This is a genomic window from Anaerococcus porci (assembly GCF_034090325.1).
Classification (GTDB): domain Bacteria; phylum Bacillota; class Clostridia; order Tissierellales; family Peptoniphilaceae; genus Anaerococcus; species Anaerococcus porci.
Window position 1 is genome coordinate 1 of sequence record NZ_JAXDSU010000055.1, and the last position, 22,228, is coordinate 22,228.

Here is a 22,228-nt window from a genome sequence, read left to right on the forward strand (position 1 = left end):
TAAGTGTTTTTTCATCTCCATCAAATTGAACGGCTACAGTTTCAGCATGGTCTGTTTGTTTTAAATCTTCATAACTTGTTTTTTCAGTATTTCCATTAGCATAACCTACTTTAGTATTTTTAACTCCCTTAATGTCCTTAAAATATGCTTCAACTCCCCAAAAACATCCACCTGCTAAATATATTATTTTTTTCATTTTTTCTTTCTCCAATCATATTTTTTACTTGGTTTTCTAAATTTAAAACCCATGAGTGACTTAGATATAGATGACGCTAATAAAATCCCAAATGAAATTGCACTTGCTGTTACAAGTGTTTCAAATAGATTTGTGAAAGCTAAGGACTTTTGGTTATCTACAAAATAAAATAAGGTGTTATATATTCCCTTTCCTGGAACTAAGTTTATTATGCCCGGAATTATAAATAATATAGCAGGCATGTGAAAAACTCTTGCAAATATCTCTCCAAGAATACCTGTAACATAAGCTCCAAGTAATATTGGAAGAAAAACCCCTCCTATTAAATCTCCTGCTATGTTATAGATTAAAAATCCTATTGCACCAGCTAGTGCTGAGAATTTAATAGCTCTTTTTGGGGATGAAAATAACATAGCAAATCCTACTGATGAAATATAAGAAAAGATAAATCCTAAAAATAAGTGCATATTTCCCCCTTAAAAAATCGTCATTGGTACTGCAACACCTATAGCCAAGGCTAAGGATACAAATAAACTCATAGTTATTCCAACAAGTCCACTTGTAGAATCTCCACTCATTAAATCTCTTATTGAATTAGTTAAGGTAAATCCAGGAACATAAGGCATCATTGAAGATACTATAACATTTGCTGAATTAAATCCTACAACAAACTTACCTATTATAATAGTTAAGATTGAAACTAAAAGCCCTGCAATGAAATTTTCTATAAAATAACCGAACATTTTCTTTTCTACTCCTATAAAGAGGATATAAGTTATTAAAGAAACTATAAAGGTTACAGGTAAGTCTATAAAATTAGGATTCTTGCTATTAACTAAAATAGGGAAGGCCGTTGATGCAAGAACAGCTCCTATAATATTTATATATTTTTTAATTTTTGATGAATCCCTAATCTTATCTAATTCATATAGAGCTTGATCAAGACTGTATTCATGGTTACAAAAATTTCTAGAAAAAGTATTAACTTTATCAACCAAGATAAGATTATTACCCCTATTTTTTACACGCTTAACATTTGCATAGGTTTTGCCATCCACATTAAATGAGTACATCATAGCATTGAAGGTTGCGAATACATCTATATCTCTTGCATCATAAAAAGATCTTATAATTCTTTCTACAGTATCCTCAACCCTATAAATTTCCGCTCCATTTTTAAGCATCATAGCTCCTGCTCTTGACGAAATTTCTAAAAGTTTATTTATATCATCTTCATTATGTTTCATATTAGTTTCCTTTTCTAATATAAAAAACTTTCCTCAAAAAAATAAGGAAAGTTTTAGATATAGTCCTACATATTTTTATACTTTTTAATATTTTCTTGAGATAAGAAATTATAAGCTTCATTAATTTTTTGAAACTTTTCTGTGGCATTTGGATCATCACTTACATCTGGGTGGTATTTTTTTGCAAGCTTTCTATAGGCGAGTTTTATTTCATACTGATCTGCATTAGGATTAACCCCTAAAATAGAACAATAATTTTCATACTTTTCCTTAAAGCCTAAATCATTTACAAAGGCACCCTTATATCCATTATTATTCCTATATCCACTGTAGCCTTCATTAGAATCATAGCCTGTAAAGCTAAATCCTTTGAAAAATTCTTCAAATCTTTTATTGAATTCTTCTTGTTGTCTTTGTCTTTCTTCTTCAGCTTTTCTTCTTCTTTCTCTTTCTTTTTCCATCCTATACTTCTTAGCATAATCAGATATATTATCAAAACCCTTTTTATCTCCAGTAATAAGGCTATCCGCCTTATCATACATCCACTCTATTAGGGTATAGTTTCCATACCTTAAAAGTGAAATAAAGGACTTTCCTAAAAAAGGAACTACTGCTATAAGTAAGATTAAAAACACAAGCTCAGATGGCAAGGCTATGAAAAATATCGGAAATATAAAAATAACCGAACAACCTATTAGCATAAGAACTTGGCCTAATCCTTCAAAAATCATAACTATAGCATTTAATATATTAATTAATAAATTAAATATTGAATTTAATGCACAAGCTATACTATGGATGAATTTTCCAAATATAATTTTCAATTTTTTCTCTCCTATTATTTGATTATACCAAGTTATAATTTCAATGTCTAACCAAATAAATCTTCGTTATTAGAATTATAAAGCTTATAATATACACCTTTTTTATCTAAGAGTTCATGGTGGCTTCCTCTTTCAGCTATACCATCTTCTGTTAATACAATAATTGAATCTGCGTTAATAATTGTGGAAAGTCTATGAGCTATTGTAAGAGTAGTCCTTCCCTTGGTTAGCTTTTCAAGAGATTCTTGAACTATTGCCTCGCTTGTGTTATCAAGCGATGATGTAGCCTCATCTAGGATTAATATTGGCGGATTTTTCAAAAATACCCTTGCTATTGATATCCTTTGTTTTTGACCTCCTGAAAGCTTGACTCCTCTTTCACCAATATAGGTATCAAAACCATATGGAAGATCCATAATAAAGTCGTAGGCTCCTGCTAGCTTACTAGCTTCAATTATTTCTTCATCTGTGGTGTTTTCCTTACCATATTCAATGTTTTCTCTTATAGTTCCCCCAAATAGGTAAACATCTTGTTGAACTATACCGATATTATTTCTTAAAGATTCTAAAGTTAAATTATTAATGTTTATTCCATCTACTCTAATTTCACCTTTATTTACTTCATAAAATCTTGGTATAAGCTTAGTTATTGTTGACTTACCAGCACCAGATGGACCTACTAAGGCAATATTTTCTCCTACATTTATATTAAAGGATATATTATCTAATATCCAAGGATCATCTTCAGCTTGATCTGGATACTTAAAAAACACCTTATCAAATACAATGCTACCTTTAACATTTTTAAGCTCTTTCGCATCTTCTCTATCAAAAATATCACTTCTAAGATTCATAACCTCATTAAATCTTTCTATACCAGTTATACCTTTTTGGTATTGATCAGTAAACTCCACAAGTCTATTTACTGTAGCAATAATAGTATTAAGGTATAAAACAAATGCAACCAAGTCACCTGGGCTCATGCTTTTTTTGATAACAAAATATCCCCCGACCACGATCAAAACTCCATACATAAGTCCTGCAAATAATTGATTAATCAAATTATAGCTTGCCATGTTGTAGTATTTTACCTTTTTAATATCTACAAACTTATCATTTCCTTTTTTAAATTTCTTCTTTTCAAGTTCTTCATTAGCAAAAGATTTTACAACATCAATTCCTAAAAGAGTATCCTCAATCGAAGCATTAATTTCGCCTATTTGTTTTTTCTCACTTTTTACAGATTTTGAAAAGGCTCTTCTTTTAATCCTCGCTGCATAAACCATAATCGGAATTATTATATATATCAAAAGTGTAAGTTGTATGTTTATAGTCATTAAAACAATAAATGATATACTTAATTTTATAAAACCTATAAAAAATTCCTCTGGACAGTGGTGAGAAAATTCAGTTATATCAAATAGGTCTGTAGTCATCCTACTCATTAGCTGACCTATCTTTGTTTCATTAAAAAAGGCTGTTGACATAGTCATAAAATGTTTAAATATATCAGCCCTCATGTCCTTTTCTATATGAGCTCCCATAATATGTCCATATGATTGCATAAAATACCTACCTGCTACTTCAACTAATTTTGTCAAAATATAAAGTAATGTTAATTTTATAATAATATCAAAAGTTAAACTAGAGTTTGATGCATTGTCTGTCAATATTGATAAAAGTATAGGAAGCAAAAGTTCACATACAGTTGTCAAAAATGCAGAAAACAAATCTTTAGCAAGTATATCCTTATAGTTTTTATAATAAGGAATAAACTTTTTGATTAATTCTTTATCAGAATATGTTCTATTTTCCATTTCTCCTCCTTATCATAGATATTATACTATTTTACTATATAATATTGAGTAATTCACTTGATTTTTTTTGATATATTGTTAAAATATTAATGAGAAACATATAGGAGGAAACATGGCAAGGATAATTGAAAAAACAAACCTTAATAATTCAACCATTAAGTTTGTTGTAAATTCTCCAGATATTGCTAAAAGAGCAAAACCTGGTCAATTTATAATTTTAAGAATAGATGAAAAGGGTGAGAGAGTTCCCTTTACTATTTCTGAAACCGATGATGAAAATGTTACAATTATCGTTCAAATTGTTGGTGGAACTACCATTAGGATGAATGAATTAAAGGCAGGAGATGGATTCTTAGATTTTGTAGGTCCTTTAGGAAAACCAACTGAACTTGATCAATATAAGGGTAAAAACGTGTGTGTAGTCGGTGGAGGACTTGGAACAGCTATAGCTTATCCTCAAACAAAATACTTACATAGAATAGGTGCCCATACTGATGTAATAATGGGCTTTAAAAACAAAGACATAATTATACTTGAAGATGAACTAAAAAAATCTTCTGATAATCTATATATTACAACAGATGATGGTTCTTATGGAAAACAAGGATTTGTTACAGAAGTTTTAAAAGAAAATATAGAAAATGGAAAAAAATATGATTTAGTCTTGGCAATAGGTCCAATGATTATGATGAAAAATACAGCTCTTGTAACAAAAGAATATGATATACCAACTATAGTATCTTTAAACTCAATTATGGTTGATGGTACTGGTATGTGTGGATGCTGTAGGGTAACTGTAGGTGGTCAAATGAAATTTGCTTGTGTAGATGGACCTGATTTTAATGCCTTTGAAGTGGACTTTGATGAAGCTATGAATAGGGGTCGTAATTACCAACAAGAAGAAAGAGAACACATTTGTAGACTAACAGGAGATATAAGAAATGGCAAAATTTAATATGAGTAAAACTAAGGTTCCTATGCCTGAACAAAATCCAAGTGTTAGAAATAAAAACTTTGAGGAAGTAGCCTTAGGTTATGATTTAGAAATGGCTCAAGAAGAAGCTCAAAGATGTGTTCAATGTAAAAACAAACCTTGTGTAGGTGGTTGTCCAGTATCTGTAAGAATACCAGAATTTATCCATCAAGTTGTTGAAGGTAATCTTGATAAGGCTTATGAAATAATAGCAAGTACAAATAACCTTCCTGCCATATGTGGAAGAGTATGTCCTCAAGAAAATCAATGTGAAGGTGTTTGTACTAGGGCTAAAAACGGAGAAGCGGTAGCAATAGGTAGACTCGAAAGATTTGTAGCAGATTATCATATGAATAAAGATTATAATAAACCTGTTGAAGTTACAGGACAAAATAAAAAAGTCGCTGTAGTAGGAAGTGGTCCTTCAGGACTTTCTTGTGCAGCAGATCTTGCTAAACTTGGATATAAGGTTACTTTATTTGAAGCTTTTCACACTGCTGGTGGAGTATTAATGTATGGTATACCTGAATTTAGGCTACCAAAAACCCTTGTTCAAAAAGAACTTAAAAATGTAATTGGTCTTGGAGTTAAGCTTCAAAGAAATACTATAATAGGAAGAACAAAAGAGATAAATGAACTTTTTGAAGAAGGATATGAGGCAGTTTATATATCAACAGGTGCAGGACTTCCAAAATTTTTAGGAATTGAGGGTGAAAACTTAAATGGAGTTTACTCTGCAAATGAGTTTTTAACTAGGATGAACCTAATGAAGGCATATAAATTCCCAGAATATGACACACCAGTTCACATAGGTAAAAAAGTATGTGTTGTAGGTGGTGGTAACGTAGCAATGGATGCTGCAAGAAGTGCTAAAAGAATGGGTGCTGATGTAACTGTTGTTTACAGAAGATCATTTGAAGAGATGCCTGCAAGAGCTGAAGAAAGTCACCACGCCAAAGAAGAAGGAATAAACTTTATGAACCTTCACAATCCTGTCGAAATAGAAGGAGAAAATGGTTGGGTTAAGAAAGTTAAACTTGAAATAATGGAATTAGGAGAAGAAGATAAGTCTGGAAGAAGAAGACCAATACCTACTGGAAAATATGAAGAAGTAGACTTCGATTCTGTAATAATTTCAATAGGTCAATCCCCTAACCCACTTATCAAACAAACCAATGATGATATAGAAACCGAATCTTGGGGTGGAATTATAATAGATGATTCAACAATGACAACAAAAGATGGTGTATTTGCAGGAGGAGATGCAGTAAGTGGTGCTGCAACAGTAATCCTTGCTATGGGAGCTGGTAAAAAAGCTGCTGAAAATATTGATAAATACATCAAAAACAAAGAGAATAAATAATTTAAAAGAATAGGTTTAGATCCTATTCTTTTTTGATTTTGAAATTATATCTTTTATAATTTCAAATCCTTCTATAATTTCTTTTTCGCTCAAATTGGCAAAACCTAAGATAAAAAAACAATCTAGGCTAGATTTTTTATTAAATAAAAACCTACTTAAAGGTATTATCCTTATGGAATTTTTTTCTAGTAAGGACATAAATTTACCAATATCGACAGACTCGTCTATTTCAATGGGAAGTATAAGTGAATTTGGTTTTGAAATAAATTTAATTTCATTAATTTCTCCAATTTTTCTTACTATTAATTCGAATTTCTTATAGTAAATATTTTTCATCCTATTTATATGTTTTTCAAATTCACCACTTTCTATAAATGATGCTAGGGCCTTTTGTAAAAAGTTGGAAACTGTATTTGATAAATCTTTAAAATTTTCTTCATATTTTTTAAGTAACTTATCAGGTAAAACCATATAAGAAATTCTTAAAGATGGGGCTAGAAGCTTTGAAAAAGATCCAAAGTATATAACATCAGAGTTTTTGTCCATAGACTTTAAACTTTCTATAGGAAAACCTCTAAATTTAAACTCACAATCATAGTCATCTTCAATTATATATCTATTTTCAGACTTTGAAGCCCAATTAAGTAACTCCACTCTTCTTTGAATAGACATAACTGTACCCATAGGAAATTGATGAAACGGGGTTACAAAAACGCAAATTGACTTAAAGTCTGATATCTTATCTATCCTTACCCCATCCTTATCCATATCAAGAGGAATTGGATTTTCTAAATCAAAGGTGAAAAACTTATTACCAAAAGCATAACCTGGATTTTCAAAGGCATAAAGACTTTGGTCATTTAAAAGCATTTTCACTAGGGTAAATAAGTGTTCTGTTGATGATGATATAATGATATTTGAATAAGATATATCTATATTCCTTGCACTTTTAAGATAAGTTGATATAGCAGCCCTTAAAGGTTTATATCCCTTAAAAGATCCCTTATCTAAAATTTTAATATCTTTTTTATCGATAGCTTCTTTCATGTATTTTTGCATAATCTTATAAGGAAAGTTTTCATAATCTACCCCACTTATACCAAAATCATACTTATAAACTTTTATATAATCACTTTCTTTAAAATTTTCTCTCTTATCTAAGACAATTAAATCATCAATTTTTTTTACATAAAAGCCACTCTTATCCTCTGCTTCAACATAACCTTCTTCTTCTAATTTATAATAAGCTTTTTTTATTGTATTAACAGAAACATTTATGTCCTTTGATAAATTTCTAATAGAAGGAAGCTTGTCATATGCCATAATATCCCCATTAATAATCTTCTCTTTTAAAGCTTTATATATCTTCTCATATAGGAAAGATTCATCATTTTTTAAATTTAAATACATCTGTACCCCTTTATTTTCTATATATTGTTGCTTTTATTAGTTACAGTTTAACATATAATTGTAGGTAATTAAAGAAAGGAGAAAATTATGACTAGTAAAAATTTAAATGAAAGATATAAAAAAAGAGTAATAATGGACGTAATGAATGTTGAACAAGCAAAAATTGCAGAAAATTCAGGTGCAAGTGCTGTAATGGCTCTTGAAAGAGTTCCTGCAGATATACGTGTAGCTGGTGGTGTATCTAGGATGAGTGATCCTAAGATGATTGAAGAAATTATGAAAGCTGTCAAAATTCCAGTTATGGCGAAAGTAAGAATTGGGCACTTTGTTGAAGCTCAAATTCTTGAAGCTCTAGGAGTTGACTATATAGATGAGTCAGAAGTTTTAACAGTAGCAGATGACTATAACCATATTGATAAAACAAAGTTCAAAACTCCTTTTGTTTGTGGAGCAAGAAACATATCAGAAGCCTTGAGGAGAATTTCAGAAGGTGCTTCTATGATTAGAACAAAAGGAGAAGCAGGAACTGGTAATATAGTTCAAGCTGTAAGACACTTGAGAGAAATAAATAGAGAAATTGAAAGAATCTCAGTTCTTAATGATGATGAAATCTATTCTTATGCAAAAGACTTGGCAGTAGATGTTAATCTATTAAGATATGTAAGAGAACATAAAGAACTTCCTGTAGCAAATCTTTCTGCTGGTGGAGTTGCAACACCTGCTGATGCTGCCCTCATGATGCAATTAGGTGCATATGGCGTTTTTGTAGGAAGTGGTATTTTTAAATCTGGAAATCCAGAAAAGAGAGCAAAAGCTATAGTAAAAGCTGTAGAAAACTATGATAATCCCGAGATAATTCTTGAGATTTCAAAAGATTTGGGAGAAGCCATGGTTGGAATAAATGAAAATGAAATAAAAGAAATCTATGAAATGAGATAAATTTAAATCATAAATAATCCGAAAACTACTGCTATTATAAACTTAAAGTGTTTTTGAGGTTAAAAAAGGATCTGTGAATTGTTTACAGATCCAAATAACCTTTTTTTAAAAACTTTTAATTAATAAATATTCAACTAAAACAAGTGAATTTAAACAATTTATCAACTTATTTAGTTAGTAGCTCTTTAAGCCAAATTTCATCTTCAGGATCATTAGAATATCTTTTTTGGATATCCAATGATTTAATAGCCTTCATATCATCATCACTGAGTTCAAAATCAAATATATCTATATTTTCTTTTATCCTTGCAGGATGAGATGATTTTGGTATAACCATAGTTCCTCTTTCTATATGCCAACGCAAAACTATTTGGGCAGGTGTTTTATTATATTTATTAGAAAGATTCTTTATTACATCTTCTTCCAAAAGATTAGATCTTCCCCTAGCAAGAGGTGACCATGCCTGGTGGACAATTTTATTTTCTTTTAAAAACTCAAGCGTTTTAGAGTTTTGAAAATGAGGGCTTGATTCTAGTTGATCAAGAACTGGAGCTTCTCCTATTTTTAAAAGCTCTTTTAGTTGCTTTATTTCAAAATTACATACTCCAATAGATTTTACAATACCTTGCCTTTTATATTCTTCAAAAACCTTCCAAGCCTTATCATAATCCTTACCATACCAATGTAATAAAATAATATCTATATAATCTGTCTGTAAATTTTCAAGTGATTCATCTATAGATTTTTTTGTTAAGTCTTCTCCAAAATATGTTGGCCAAACCTTTGTTACAAGTTGATATTCTTCTCTTTTCTTATTGGAGTTTTTAAGCTCAGCCCCTATTATATCTTCATTATCATAAAATTTGGCTGTATCTATATATTCATAGCCAGACTCAAAGGCAGCTTCTATAACATTTGCCATCACTTTTCTTTCTGTTATTTTGTAAGTTCCTAAACCTATTTGAGGTATCTTTTTATTATCATTTAACTTAATATACTTCATATAAACCTCCTATTTTTATATATTACCCTTATTCTTATGTTATAATCAAAGTATGAAAACAGTAATTATTACAGGTTCGTCAAGAGGAATTGGTGAAGCCATAGCAAGAAAATTAAATAAATCTTATAAATTGGTCTTAACTTATAATAAAAGTGAAGAAAAAGCAATTAAGCTTATGGAAGAACTTAGACAGGACAATCCTTTTGTTATAGCTGTTAAATGTGATGTAAAAAAGAAAGAAGACATAAATAGACTATTTGATTTAGCTGAAAAAAACTTCAACAATGTTGATATACTCATTAACAATGCTGGAATTTCATACTTTGGACTAATACAAGATATGAAATATGAAAAATGGAGGGAACTTATAGATACAAATCTCTCTTCTATATTCCTTACTTCAAAAAGAGCTATTCCAAATATGATCAAAAATAAAGATGGGGTCATTATCAATATTTCATCTATATGGGGTGAGTTCGGATCAAGTATGGAAGTTGCTTATTCAGCGTCGAAGGGAGGTATAAATGCTTTTACTAAAGCTCTTTCAAAAGAACTTATACCATCAAATATAAGGGTAAACGCCATAGCTCCTGGTATAGTTGATACAGACATGACAAAAAATGACCTTACATATGAGGATATATTATATCTTAAAGAAGATTTAATCCAAAAAAGATTTGCAAATTCAGAAGAAGTTGCAAATCTTATAGAATTTTTAATATCAGATAAAGGAGCTTATATTACTGGCTCTATTTTTGATATTAATGGTGGATTTTATTAATTTCCTCAAATTCTTTAAAGTTATACCAGTATATATATAACTTTGAAACTTTTTTAGATAAGGCTTCTTCGATAGCTTCTTTATATATTTGAAGTTGTCTATCATAAAAGCCTTCTCTTTTTATAGTGTCAGTTTTAAAATCTATAAGTATAACGTCGTCCTTTTCAAACATCATATCTATCTGACCATTTACATAAAAGTCAAAATATTTCATAAGAAAAGATTCTTCTTTCTTTATATTTATATCTTTCTTTATAAGATCTTTTATTATTTTTGAATTGTAAAAAGCCAAAATCTTATCAATTTCTATATAAGCTAAATAATCTTTTTTGATTTTTCCCAAATTTACCAACTTATTTAACTGTTCTTTAACTTCATTCTCACTGTAAACTTTCACTTCTAGTTCTTGAAAAACTTTATGAATTAAAGATCCCTTATCTGTTGGAGTTAGTTTAATCTTATCATCAATAAAAGATGGTTTTCTAAAATCCAATTCAATCTCCTTTATATCAAAAGATGATTTTTCATACCCTTCACTAGATTTATCAAAATCTTTAGCAATTTCTGTTACTGATTTTTTCAAAGATCTATTAGTTTCATCAAGTTTAGGATAAGTAAAATCGTGGATTTTTTTAAGATCCTTATAAATATTTTCATCAATTGATTTTGAATCTATGAAATCATCTACAGACAAGTATTCTTTTTCTATACCCTTAATCTCTTCGTTTATATAAGAAATTTCTAAAGAACCTCCTGAAAAGCAATCTGTTGTAAAATCCTTATCAATAAACTCACCCATAATCTTATCTTCCATAAGAATTTTTATAATCCAATCCATATAGGAATTCAAATCTAGAAGAGAATCTTTACTATCAAGTTTTAATAGGCTGTCTTCATCCAAATCTTTTTTACCAACTATTATAAGTTTTCTTTCACAACGAGTTAGGGCTACATATAACACTCTCATTTCTTCTCTTTTATCAGAAAGCTTCGACTTTTCAAGTATTAAATCTCTTCTTATTGATGAGATTTTAACCTTATTAGTCCAATCAGCTACATTTATTCCTATTCCTAAATCCTTATCTAATAGTAAATCTTCTTTGCTATTTTGGGTATTAAATCTTTTAGCTGAATCTGCAAGAATTACAACCTTAAACTCAAGCCCCTTTGACTTGTGTATTGTCATAATTCTTACAAGATCTTCTTCATCTGATAAATCTCTTGAACTTTGAAGATTTCCTTTATTTTGTCCTTTAAGATTATCTACATATGATAAAAATCCAAATAATGAATTATCATTAGTCTTATCATAATCATCCATTAGTTCTATAAAAGCCTCTATATTTTTTACCCTTTCATCACCCCTATCTCTTGCCTTAAGAAAATCATATAGTCCTGATTTTTCAAAAATAGTATTAGCAAAATCAAAAAGGTTTGATAAAGATAATATATAGGTAAAGTCTGTAAAGATTGTTAAAAAATCCGAAATCTTTAAGGCAATTTCATCATCAAACATTTCATGATAGGATTCAAAAGCCTTATAAAATTCTCTTCCCTCACCTTTTAACCTTATAAGAGATAAATCATCTTCACTAAAGTTAAATATCTCACTTCTAAGTATAGCCAAAAGGGTTATATCATCCTTTGGGTTTGCTATATATTTTAATATATTAATAAAGAAATCAACTTCTATTGTGTTAAATGATATTTTAGATATATCAGATACAAAAGGTATAGACGCTTTTTTTAGCTCATTTTCAATTAGATAGGACTTTGATGATGACCTAAGTAAGATTGCTATATCTCTATATTCGATTCCAGATTTTATAAGATTTTCTATCTCATTTACTATATATGTTTCTTCTTTTATATTTTTATTTAATGCTCTTATAGAAACCTTAGGATATGGATCGTCAAATTTATTGTGAGGATTTAACCTATGATTATCATCTTTGTAGGCTATATTTGATAAATCTTTTGTCATTAGCCTATCAAATATATAGTTATTAAAATCGATTATATCCTTATCAGTTCTAAAGTTTTTAGATAAGTTTATCCTTGTAGATTTTGAATCTTTCTCATATAAGTCAAGTTTTTCTAAGAACAATTCTGGTCTTGCATTTCTAAAGCCATAAATTGACTGCTTAACATCTCCTACAAAAAACAAATTGTTATCTCCTTTAATTTTATCAACTATATAATTTTGTATATCATTTGAATCTTGGTACTCATCAAAGAATATATATTTAAACTCAGATTTAAGTTTATTTCTTAAATCTTCATTTTCTAATAAATTTATAAATTCATGCTCCATATCAGAAAAATCCAAATAATTTTTCTCTCTTTTTTTTCTTTTGTATATCTTCGAAAAATCTTTTACTAGTCTATTTATCTCTTTTAGTAATCTCTCTTCTAAAGGATTAAAAAATGACCTTGTAATAGAATCTGTATTTTTAATCATTTCCTTTAAAGCATTATAATCATCCTTATATGAATTCTTTTTTTGCTTTATATAGGAGTTATTATAAGGATCATCTGCTTTTGACTTTGTTACCATACGTGCTAGCGAATTATCAAATAAATTAACCACTCTATCCCAATTGCCATCATTTATATGAGTTAATATTTTTTCAAATAATTTCCTATCTTCTTCAATCATTGAAATATACTTATCTCTCATAGCCCTATCTATTATATAAGTCTCAAGGACTATGGCTTTTTTAAGTAAATCTTTTACCTTTTTCTCTATGAATTCAGTAAATTTATTAAAATCATTATCTATATTTAGCTTTTCATCAAGCCAATTTTCTGGATTAATTTGACTTTGGCTAAAATCATAGACTTTTTCTATTACATATTTAGCATCTTCATCATTACGACTTTTAGCAAAATTATGTAAATATTGCCTAAATGAATCATAATCTTTGGCATAATTTTCTTCAAATAATTCATCTACTGCATCTTTTCTTAATATAGCTTCTTGTGAATCGCTTGCTATCTTAAAGCTAGGAGATAGTTTATCTACTAGATAAAAATTCTCCCTTAACATATCAGCACAAAAAGCATGAAGAGTTTTTATATAAGCATCATTTAATGATCTAATCTGCTCTTTTATAAAAGACCTATCAAAATTTTCTTTATTTAAAAGTTCATTTAATTTAAGTCTTATCCTATCTTTCATCTCAACTGAAGCCTTGTTGGTAAAGGTAACTATAATCATCTCCTTAATTGAGATTTTTTCTTCAAGCATAAGTCCTACTACCCTATCAACTAAAACTCTCGTTTTACCACTTCCTGCAGCAGCCGAAACAATTATATTTTTACCTCTTTCATTAATGGCTAAGGCTTGATCTTTTGTAGGATTGAACTTACTCATTATCGAGCTCCTTTTTTATATCTTTAATACTTAAGTTCTTATCTATATCCTTAAATTTGTCTTGATCTATACTATAGTCGAATTTACAAATAGATCTATATGGACAAATCTGACATTCATAAGTAGATTCATTTATCCTTATAGGATTTAGGGCTATATTTCCACTTTTAATTTCTATTATATAATTTGAAATAAGTTTTTTAATAAACCTTTCAAGAACTTCTTCTTCCTCTACAGTAAATATATTTTTTGCTCCTCTTTGAATTTTAAATATATCTGAATTTTTCCCATCATAATCTGTATCAAGAAGTTTTAAAACTTCTTCATTTATCTTAATTATAAGTCCATTCATTTTAAGTTTATCATTATAAATTTTTTCTATATTTTCTTTATCATAACTTGACTTAAGACTTTTGACCTCATCTTTTAGAGGAAGATAAAAGCTTGCTACAGGTTTTAAATAATCTTTACTTTTCTCTGAAATTTTTCCCTTTACAGAAATCATATATACAAACAATTGAAGTTCAATTCCATTAAGGATATTTTCAATTTTTATATCTTTTGAACCAGTTTTGTAGTCTATTATTCTTATATAGTCGCCATACTTATCTATTCTGTCTATTCTTCCTTCAAGATAATTTTTACCATCTACATAGACTTCTGGGTAGGCTTGATTTTTTCCATACTTTTCTTCAACAGTATCTATCTTAAATCCACCTTGTTTAATTTGTTCTAGTATTTTTTTAGATGAATTCTTACTGGATTCATATATATTTGATAGAATAAATTTGTTTTTATTATCACTTGCCCTAACCTTATCAAGTGAAAGCTTAATGGATTGCTTAAAGTTATCTTCTACAAGCTTATCTAAACTTTCCTTATCTATCTTATCTATATCTTCATTTATAAGTTTTCTAGAAATCTTCTCCATATTATAATGAACTATGTTACCAAGTTCCATATAGTCAATATCTAAGCTTTCTAAGTCTCTTGCTTTAAGTCCATAATTTACAAAATACTTATAAGGACACTTGGCATATGCTTCTATTTCTGATACAGTGAACTTATTTTTATTATATAAATTAAATGCTATATTTTTATTTAAGATCTTTTTATCTTTACTATAATTAAAGCCCTTTAAAAATAAGTCATAAGATCTTGTTTTGGCATCATTGTAAATTTTATCTTCCTTTGAATCTTTTTTAAATTTTAGATAGGTTCTTGTTATATTTTTCTCATCATCCTTTATTTTTTCATTTCTTTTAACCTTCCACAGATTTGCATAAGAAAACTCATCAAGCTTATCTTTTGAATACTTCAATAGGTCATATCTTTGGCCTATTATTTTTCTTATACTTGCTTTTGGAAAAATCTGTATGATATCAGCAAGACTTGATGAAATATTCATAGCTTCATTTGACTTATTTATGAGAGAATAAGAAAAGAAAATTTTCTTAGATGTAGTTATCATCCTCAATAAATTAAGTAATTTCTTATCATCCTTATTATCTTCATATATTTTAAGATTTATATTTTCATTTTTTAGTTGATTTTTTTCTTTTTCAGAAATTAAAGTATATGAATTGTTAGAATTTGGAAAATATAGGTCATTCATACCAATAAAGATTTTAATATCCCTATCATTGATTCTATCTTTATCAAAATCCCCAATTAATACTTGATCTATGGCAGGTGGAATGATTGATATTGTAGTGTTTTCACAAGCTTTTTCTATAAGCTTATATATCATATTTAAACTAATCATACCTTCACCTAAAATAGCTACAACTTGCTCTAATATAGTCATAAACTTATTCCATATTTGACTATTTTCTTCATATATAGAAAGATCTTTTTCTTTAATATTGTCTTGATAATGTCTAAATCCATTTTTTATAATATTGTTGTCGAGTGTATAATATATAAGATTTACAAGTTCACTTGCCTTATGTATGTCTTTCCTATACTCATAAAGTGGTTTTATAAGCTCAACTATTGATTTTCTAATAGAATTTACAGCTAAAAGTTCTTTTTGCTTCTCATCTTTAAGCTCTTTTTTCCCTTCATAATATTCTTCATCAAGTTCAAAATACTTGTCTTCGAAAATCATAGAACCTTTTATTTTTCTCTCACTCATATAATTTTGAAAGCTAATTACTCTTTGAAGGGAATTTTCTCCAAAATCTAGCAAACCACTTCTAATAAAGCTTTCTAAATCTTCTTTTCTAAAGTTAAAGACGATTATCCTAAGTAAAGATAGCCAAGTTTTGAGAACAGAATTTTCTGTCATTTTTTTAGACTTGTCTATAAATATAGCTATATTAAGCCTATCAAAAATTCTTTTTATAATATTTTCATACTCACTGGCATTTGCCATTACTATGGCTATTGATGAAAAAGAAGTTCCTTCTCTTATTAGTTTTTCTATAATTAAACTTGCATTTTCGACTTCATTTGTTGATGAAATAGACTCGAGAAAATATATATTTTGAGGCTCTTTAGGATAAATTTTTGGCCTATATTTTTCAAAATTTTCATAAAGATGTTTTATATCTTCAAAAGAATCTCTTTTATTTATTGGTATAATCCTTATCTTATCAAGTTCTTTTAATCTTTCTATGAAATTAAATCCTTGATCAAATATGGATAAGTCATTTGACATATTGTTTTCATAATATTCCTTATCTACAGATATAGACACACTTATTTTTGCTCCTATTTTTATTAATTCCTTAATAAAATCAAGTCTTAAATCAGATAATAAATCAAACTTATCAAAATAAAAATTAGTGTTTTTTAAAAATTCACAATTTTTAATATTTTCCTTTATAAAAGATAACTCATCTTCACTATCAAGATAAGTTTTTTTAATCTTCTCACAGTATTTGTCATAAATAAGCTTAATTTCCTTAAATTTAAGTCTTGTCATAGAGTCTATATTGTCATTTTCTTCTATTGATTTAAAAAAATCATCATCAAAATAGTATTCCTTGATATTTGAAAAAAATTCAGATAACTCATTTACAAAATCTACATCATCAGCTTTATTAGAAAAAATTTTTAGCTTATCATCTAATTTGTATAAAATAGATGTAATAATAATTGTCTTAGATGTTTTACTCAAGCTCTCTTTTTTATTTATAGTAAGTCTTTGTTTTAAGTAAGTAATTAAAGACTTAAATGATAAAACCTTAGCATCCATAACAGCATTAAATTTTATGCTATTTATAAAATCCATATCACTTTCAAGAGTATATTGTTCTGGAACTATTAAAAAAGATTTTTCCTTATTTTCTAGTTTATTTTCTATTTCCTTATATATATAAAGTGAATTTTCTTCTGGAAATTTACTCATAATTATATTAATCATACAATGACCTCCAAACTTGAACCATCAGTTTTTGAGTATGTGACTTCAATTTTTGCATCAATTGCATCTTTTAATTCCTTAACATGGGAAATTAGACCTATAAATTTATTGTTATAAGATAGTTTTTCTATAGTTCTTATAGTCTTATCTAAATAATCATCAGACAATGTTCCGAAACCTTCATCTATAAATAAAGTATCTATTTTAATACCACCATTTTCTTGACTAATAGCATCTGATAGACCAAGGGCTAAGCAAAGTGATGCAATAAAACTTTCTCCACCAGAAAGTGAAGCTTCGCTCCTAAGTTTTCCAGTATTGGCATCTAATATTTCTATATCAAGACCAAAGTTTTTTCTTTTGTCAGAACTTTCAGTTTTTCTTTTCATAATGAATTGTCCATCAGTCATATCTTTAAGCCTAATATTTGCATAATGTAAAATTTTTCTAAAATAATTAGTAAGGACAAATGTTTCAAGATTAAGTTTTTCTACACCTTTTTTCTTAGACAATGAACCATCGCATATCTTTGATAACTTATACAAAATTGCATCTTCTTTATGAAGTTCATTTAGGTTTCTATCTATACTTTCTATTTGATCTTTAGTATTAGATAATTTAGATAATCTTAGTTTTAAGTCAAATATTTTATCATCTATTTTCTTAACATTACTTTTTAATAAACTTATCCTATCTAAAACAATATTTAAATCAATTAGTTCCTTATCTTTATATTGCTCCAAACTTTCAATTTTTATTTCAATAGTTTTAAGCTTATTAAAGTATTCCTCAATTTCATCTTTTTTAGATAAATATTCTTTAGCCTTACTAAGTACTAATAAAAACTCCTTCTTACTTTCAAAGTGTTTATTCAATTTCTCCTTAAATTCCCCCTCTTGTAAGTCTCTTCTTTTTTTATTTTCCTCTATAAAACTATCATATGTTTTATCTAAAGAGATTAATGATTCATATTCTTTATCTATTGCATAAAGTTTTTCCTCATAATCTTTAATCATTTTTTCATCTTGCTCTAGTAAATATTTTTCTTTTTTTGATTTTTCTAAAATCTCATCATTATTATAAATCCCTAATTCCTCTTTTTTTATATCATGTTTTTGCTCAAGTTTTTCAATATCATCAAAATTTTTAAATCTTGAAAGCTCTTTTTTATAAGAATCTATTTCTTCATTTAAGTCATTTAATTTTTTATCTAAGATTTCTTTCTCATCACTTATAGCTTTTGACTTCTCTCTTGCTTCCTTTATTTCATCTTTTAATTTGTCTAGATTTTTATCTAATTCTATTTGTCTTCCTTTATAAAAGTTAGATTCTTTTAGGTCATAATTTATAGAAAACTTTCTATTTTTTTCATATTCTATATTGTTTCTAATACTTATATATTCCTCATTTATCTTATCAAAGTCTAAATCTTCTATATCTAGAAAGGTAATCTTTTCATAGTGGATACTTCCACAGACTGGGCAGACTCCCCTTTCATCAATCTCTTTTCTAAAAGTATTAATTATTTTGTTTCTTCTTATGTTTTTAGCTTTTTTAAGTAAGCTTTTGGACTTTTCTAAGTCTTTAGATAAGTCTACAATATTTTTTTTAGATATATTAAATTCTTCAATTTTTTTATCATTTTCTATAGAAAGATTATATAAATTTTTATTTTCATGATTTATCTTATTTGCTTTAAGTCCCTTATCATTTAATTCTTGAATTTTATCATTAAGCTTAATTATAATATCTGATTTTTCATTGATTTTATCTTTAAGTAAATTTCTTTCTTCATCTTTTTTTTCTATCAAGGATTTTAATTCTTTCGATTTTTCAAAGTCTTTTTTAAATTTATTTACTTCATCTGCTAATATTTTTAATTCATCAAAGTCTTTTAATATCTCATTAGCCTTTAAAATATTTTCTCTTTTTTTACCAAGTGATGATTTTACTTTATCTATCTCATCTTTTTCATTATCCAAAGACTCTTTTGATATTTTTAAATACTCTAATTTTTTTCTATTTTGAGATTTTTTCTCATCATATGTTTTAATATTTTTCTTACTTTCACACAAGTTTTTATAGTAAGGATAAAGCATATCTGCTTTTTGACTTAAGTACAATTTTTCTTTTCTTTCTAAGAAATCTTCTTTTTTTATTAATAGTTTACTTTTATCATTTTTTAAGTTATTAAGATTTTTAATTTGATCATTTTGATTTTTGTATAAACTATATTCTTTGTTTTTATCTTCAAGATTAATATTTACCTTATTTTTTTCAATTTCTATTTTAGATAATTTTTCTCTTGCTTTTTTACTATAATTATCTATAATATCATAGATTATCTTAAAGTCTTTAAGCTCTATTTGCTCATCAGTAATTATATCATCAAGAAATTCATTTTTTCTTATTTCTATTTTCAAACTTTTTGATATGTTATCAAGGTTTTTTTTAGAGTCCCTACTTTTTTCCTTTAATAATTCTTCTATATCTTTATAGATATTAGTTCTAAATATTTTTGATAAAAGTTCCGCCTTATCATCAGATGAGGATTTTAAAAACTTTGAGAATTCTCCTTGGGCAAGAATCATGACCCTATTTAATTGATTGTTATCAAGGCCAATAATTTCTTTTATAAGCCTATCAACATCATTTATCTTATCAGCTAATAGTATTTCCTTACTATCTTTATATTCATACAATTGTGCACTATGTTTTACACTTACATTATGTCTTGTCTTTTTGGCTATTTGATTTGGAATTCTTTTTACCCTATAAAGTTTTCTATCTATTTCAAATTTCAAATCTACATAAGTTTCTTTATCATTGCCACTTAAAAAATCACTTCTTATATCTTTTTTATCAAAACCTTCTCTTTGAATTTCTCCAAATAAGGCAAAACTAATAGCATCAAAAATTGAAGTTTTTCCACTACCAGTATCTCCTGATATTAGAAATATCTTTGAATCATATAGCTTTGTAAAATCTATAGAAGTTTTATTCTTGTATGTCATAAAACCATACATTTCTAAACTTATAGGCTTCATTCTAGCACCCTTTTTAGTATACTTTCTTCATTTTCCGGCATTTTCTCATCCATTTTAAATTCATAAAATTTCTTAATTATTTCAAGAGTTGATAAATTTTTGATATCTATATCAATTTTGTCACTTATATCTAGGTTTTGATCATATTGATATTTTATACTAACAGCATTTGGAAATTTAAGCTTTAACTTTGCCATCGGTGAATCAATTGGGTTTTTATCCTTTAAGATAAATTGTATATAATCATTTGAATCTTTCATTTTTAAGATTTTCTCAAAATAATTATCTATTACTCTAAAATCATTTAAAGCTTTAATCTCTATTTCTTTTATCTTTAGATTATCATTTAAGTCTATTATACTCACAGTTTTTCTTTGATTTACTTCTGAAAAAGAATACTTCATAAAACTTCCAGAATATCTTATTTTTTCATCTAGAACAAAGTGCTTTCTATGGAGGTGTCCTAATGCTACATAGTCAAATTTCATAAATAAATGAGCATCCATTGCATCATTTCCACCAATGCTTAAGGGTTTTTCTCCCTCTTGTATTTCTAATGTATCTTCATTTGCACTTTCATTAGCATAACAATGGCTTATAAGAACATTTCTATCCTCATAATCAATATCTTTAAGTAGTATCTTATATAAGTCATTAAAACTTTCTATATTTGGATCTATTTCACTTCTTGCACGAGCAAGGGATATAAATGGTATAGGATAGAAATTAATAGTACCAAATGAATCTTCAAAACTAATTTTGTTAAAAAAACTGTCTCCATAAACAAAATAATTTGATTTTTCAAAAAAACTCTTAGAAATTTCTAACCTTTTTCCTGAATCATGATTGCCTGCTATAGCAATTACTTTCTTTTTAAATTTGAAAACAAGACTATTTATAAAGTCATCATAAACTTTCATAGCTTCATTTTTTGGAATGGATGTATCAAAAATATCTCCTGCAATGATAATTAAATCTACATTTTCTCTTTTAACAATATCAAGAATCTGATCCAATCCATACTTTTGCTCCTCAAGTAGAGAGTAATTTCCAATCATTTTACCTATATGAAGATCTGATAAGTGAAGAATTCTCATTAATTTTCCCTCACAAAAATAAGTTCATCTTTTGTTGAGTTATATTGATCATAAATATAGTCATCTATCTGAATCTTTTTAATATCTTCAATATCACTTATTTTTTCATTAATAAGATATTTCAACATCTTTCCACGCATTTGCTTTGTATAAGATACTATTGACCTTATCTTGCCATTTCTATTCTCTTTAAATGTTAAGGTCAGAAGGATTTGCCCTTTTTTTAGATATTTTCTTAATAGAGAGGAATATTCTTTGCTGGCAAGATTAATTATATAGTCTTCATCTTCATATACTTTTTTATAAATCTTATCAGCCCAAAATCCATGCATATCTAATTTTTTAGAATCCATGTAGAGCCTATAATCACTTATACCTGTAAAGGGTCTGCATAAACCATAAAGTGCTGATATTATATAAACGTGATTATTTAAATAATCTAGATCATTAAAATCTTCTTTATTAAATTGCTTAAAAACTAAACCATCATAGGAAAAAAGAGCTGGATTTTTTAAATTATCAAAATCAAACTCCTTATAGTCATAATATGCCTTTATAGCAAGCTCATCGTTGCAAGAAAACATATTGGCAAGATCCGAAATACTATATTGTCTCATCATTTCTACAAGCTCTCTTGTCTCTCTTTCAAATATTAAATCTTCTGTTTTTTCTCTATCATATTGTATAAACCTTTTTGCAGGTGAAATTATAATCTTCATATCTAACCTTTCTATTTATCTCTTTTAATAATTATAACATAGAAAAATAAGCACAAAAAAAGAGTC

The 22,228-nt window shown here is 27.5% G+C and carries 16 protein-coding genes; 4 read left to right on the forward strand and 12 right to left on the reverse strand.

The features are described 5' to 3' along the window. The 5 genes from SOR60_RS05270 to SOR60_RS05290 form a co-directional block, all read right to left on the reverse strand. A partial coding sequence (locus SOR60_RS05270; protein WP_320595419.1) for a peptide-methionine (S)-S-oxide reductase occupies positions 1-196 on the reverse strand: 196 nt, incomplete at its 3' end. After that, on the reverse strand, positions 193-663 hold the full coding sequence (locus SOR60_RS05275) for a threonine/serine exporter family protein (RefSeq protein ID WP_154539241.1): 471 nt from the start codon (positions 661-663) through the stop codon (positions 193-195). The genes SOR60_RS05275 and SOR60_RS05270, both read right to left, overlap by 4 nt. 9 nt (positions 664-672) lie before the next feature. Continuing rightward, positions 673-1,443 carry a threonine/serine exporter family protein gene (locus SOR60_RS05280; RefSeq protein ID WP_154539243.1) on the reverse strand — a complete coding sequence of 257 codons (771 nt, stop codon included), beginning with the start codon at positions 1,441-1,443 and terminating at the stop codon, positions 673-675. A gap of 65 nt (positions 1,444-1,508) precedes the next feature. Next, positions 1,509-2,267, reverse strand: a complete 759-nt coding sequence (locus SOR60_RS05285) for a J domain-containing protein (RefSeq protein WP_320595420.1) — start codon at positions 2,265-2,267, stop codon at positions 1,509-1,511. A gap of 47 nt (positions 2,268-2,314) precedes the next feature. Beyond that, on the reverse strand, positions 2,315-4,084 hold the full coding sequence (locus SOR60_RS05290) for an ABC transporter ATP-binding protein (protein WP_176269446.1): 1,770 nt from the start codon (positions 4,082-4,084) through the stop codon (positions 2,315-2,317). A 112-nt stretch (positions 4,085-4,196) separates the two neighbouring features. On the opposite strand from SOR60_RS05290, the gene SOR60_RS05295 reads away from it, so the two are divergent. Further along, a complete protein-coding gene (locus tag SOR60_RS05295) occupies positions 4,197-5,039 on the forward strand; it encodes a sulfide/dihydroorotate dehydrogenase-like FAD/NAD-binding protein (RefSeq protein ID WP_154539249.1) in 843 nt (280 codons plus the stop codon). Continuing rightward, positions 5,026-6,420, forward strand: a complete 1,395-nt coding sequence (gene gltA, locus SOR60_RS05300; RefSeq protein ID WP_154539251.1) for an NADPH-dependent glutamate synthase — start codon at positions 5,026-5,028, stop codon at positions 6,418-6,420. Before SOR60_RS05295 ends, gltA begins: the two co-directional genes overlap by 14 nt. A 15-nt stretch (positions 6,421-6,435) precedes the next feature. On the opposite strand, the gene pdxR is transcribed toward gltA, so the two are convergent. Next, positions 6,436-7,830 (reverse strand): MocR-like pyridoxine biosynthesis transcription factor PdxR, encoded by a 1,395-nt coding sequence (gene pdxR, locus SOR60_RS05305; RefSeq protein ID WP_320595421.1) that lies wholly within the window; start codon positions 7,828-7,830, stop codon positions 6,436-6,438. 87 nt (positions 7,831-7,917) lie between these two features. Here pdxR and pdxS point away from each other — a divergent pair, with 87 nt between their 5' ends. Continuing rightward, the gene (gene pdxS / locus SOR60_RS05310) at positions 7,918-8,769 is read left to right on the forward strand and encodes a pyridoxal 5'-phosphate synthase lyase subunit PdxS (RefSeq protein WP_154539255.1); all 852 of its coding nucleotides are present in this window, start codon (positions 7,918-7,920) and stop codon (positions 8,767-8,769) included. 166 nt (positions 8,770-8,935) lie between these two features. Here the strand turns inward: pdxS and SOR60_RS05315 are convergent, their stop codons facing one another. Continuing rightward, positions 8,936-9,772: an aldo/keto reductase gene (locus SOR60_RS05315; protein WP_320595422.1), complete on the reverse strand. Its 837-nt coding sequence runs from the start codon at positions 9,770-9,772 to the stop codon at positions 8,936-8,938. Positions 9,773-9,824: 52 nt separating this feature from the next. Here SOR60_RS05315 and ymfI point away from each other — a divergent pair, with 52 nt between their 5' ends. Beyond that, positions 9,825-10,553, forward strand: a complete 729-nt coding sequence (gene ymfI, locus SOR60_RS05320) for an elongation factor P 5-aminopentanone reductase (RefSeq protein WP_154539259.1) — start codon at positions 9,825-9,827, stop codon at positions 10,551-10,553. Here the strand turns inward: ymfI and SOR60_RS05325 are convergent. The 5 genes from SOR60_RS05325 to SOR60_RS05345 are packed head-to-tail and all read right to left on the reverse strand — an operon-like array spanning position 10,534 to position 22,162. Next, entirely contained in the window at positions 10,534-13,929 is a 3,396-nt protein-coding gene (locus tag SOR60_RS05325; protein ID WP_320595423.1) for a UvrD-helicase domain-containing protein, read from the reverse strand. The two genes, ymfI and SOR60_RS05325, sit on opposite strands and share 20 nt — an antisense overlap. Continuing rightward, positions 13,922-17,299 (reverse strand): PD-(D/E)XK nuclease family protein, encoded by a 3,378-nt coding sequence (locus SOR60_RS05330; RefSeq protein ID WP_320595424.1) that lies wholly within the window; start codon positions 17,297-17,299, stop codon positions 13,922-13,924. Before SOR60_RS05330 ends, SOR60_RS05325 begins: the two co-directional genes overlap by 8 nt. Continuing rightward, positions 17,296-20,346: an AAA family ATPase gene (locus tag SOR60_RS05335; protein WP_320595425.1), complete on the reverse strand. Its 3,051-nt coding sequence runs from the start codon at positions 20,344-20,346 to the stop codon at positions 17,296-17,298. Before SOR60_RS05335 ends, SOR60_RS05330 begins: the two co-directional genes overlap by 4 nt. Beyond that, on the reverse strand, positions 20,343-21,443 hold the full coding sequence (locus SOR60_RS05340) for a metallophosphoesterase family protein (protein WP_154539267.1): 1,101 nt from the start codon (positions 21,441-21,443) through the stop codon (positions 20,343-20,345). The genes SOR60_RS05335 and SOR60_RS05340 overlap by 4 nt, the downstream gene beginning before the upstream one ends. Next, on the reverse strand, positions 21,443-22,162 hold the full coding sequence (locus SOR60_RS05345; protein ID WP_154539269.1) for a YaaA family protein: 720 nt from the start codon (positions 22,160-22,162) through the stop codon (positions 21,443-21,445). Before SOR60_RS05345 ends, SOR60_RS05340 begins: the two co-directional genes overlap by 1 nt. Positions 22,163-22,228: the final 66 nt, after the last annotated feature.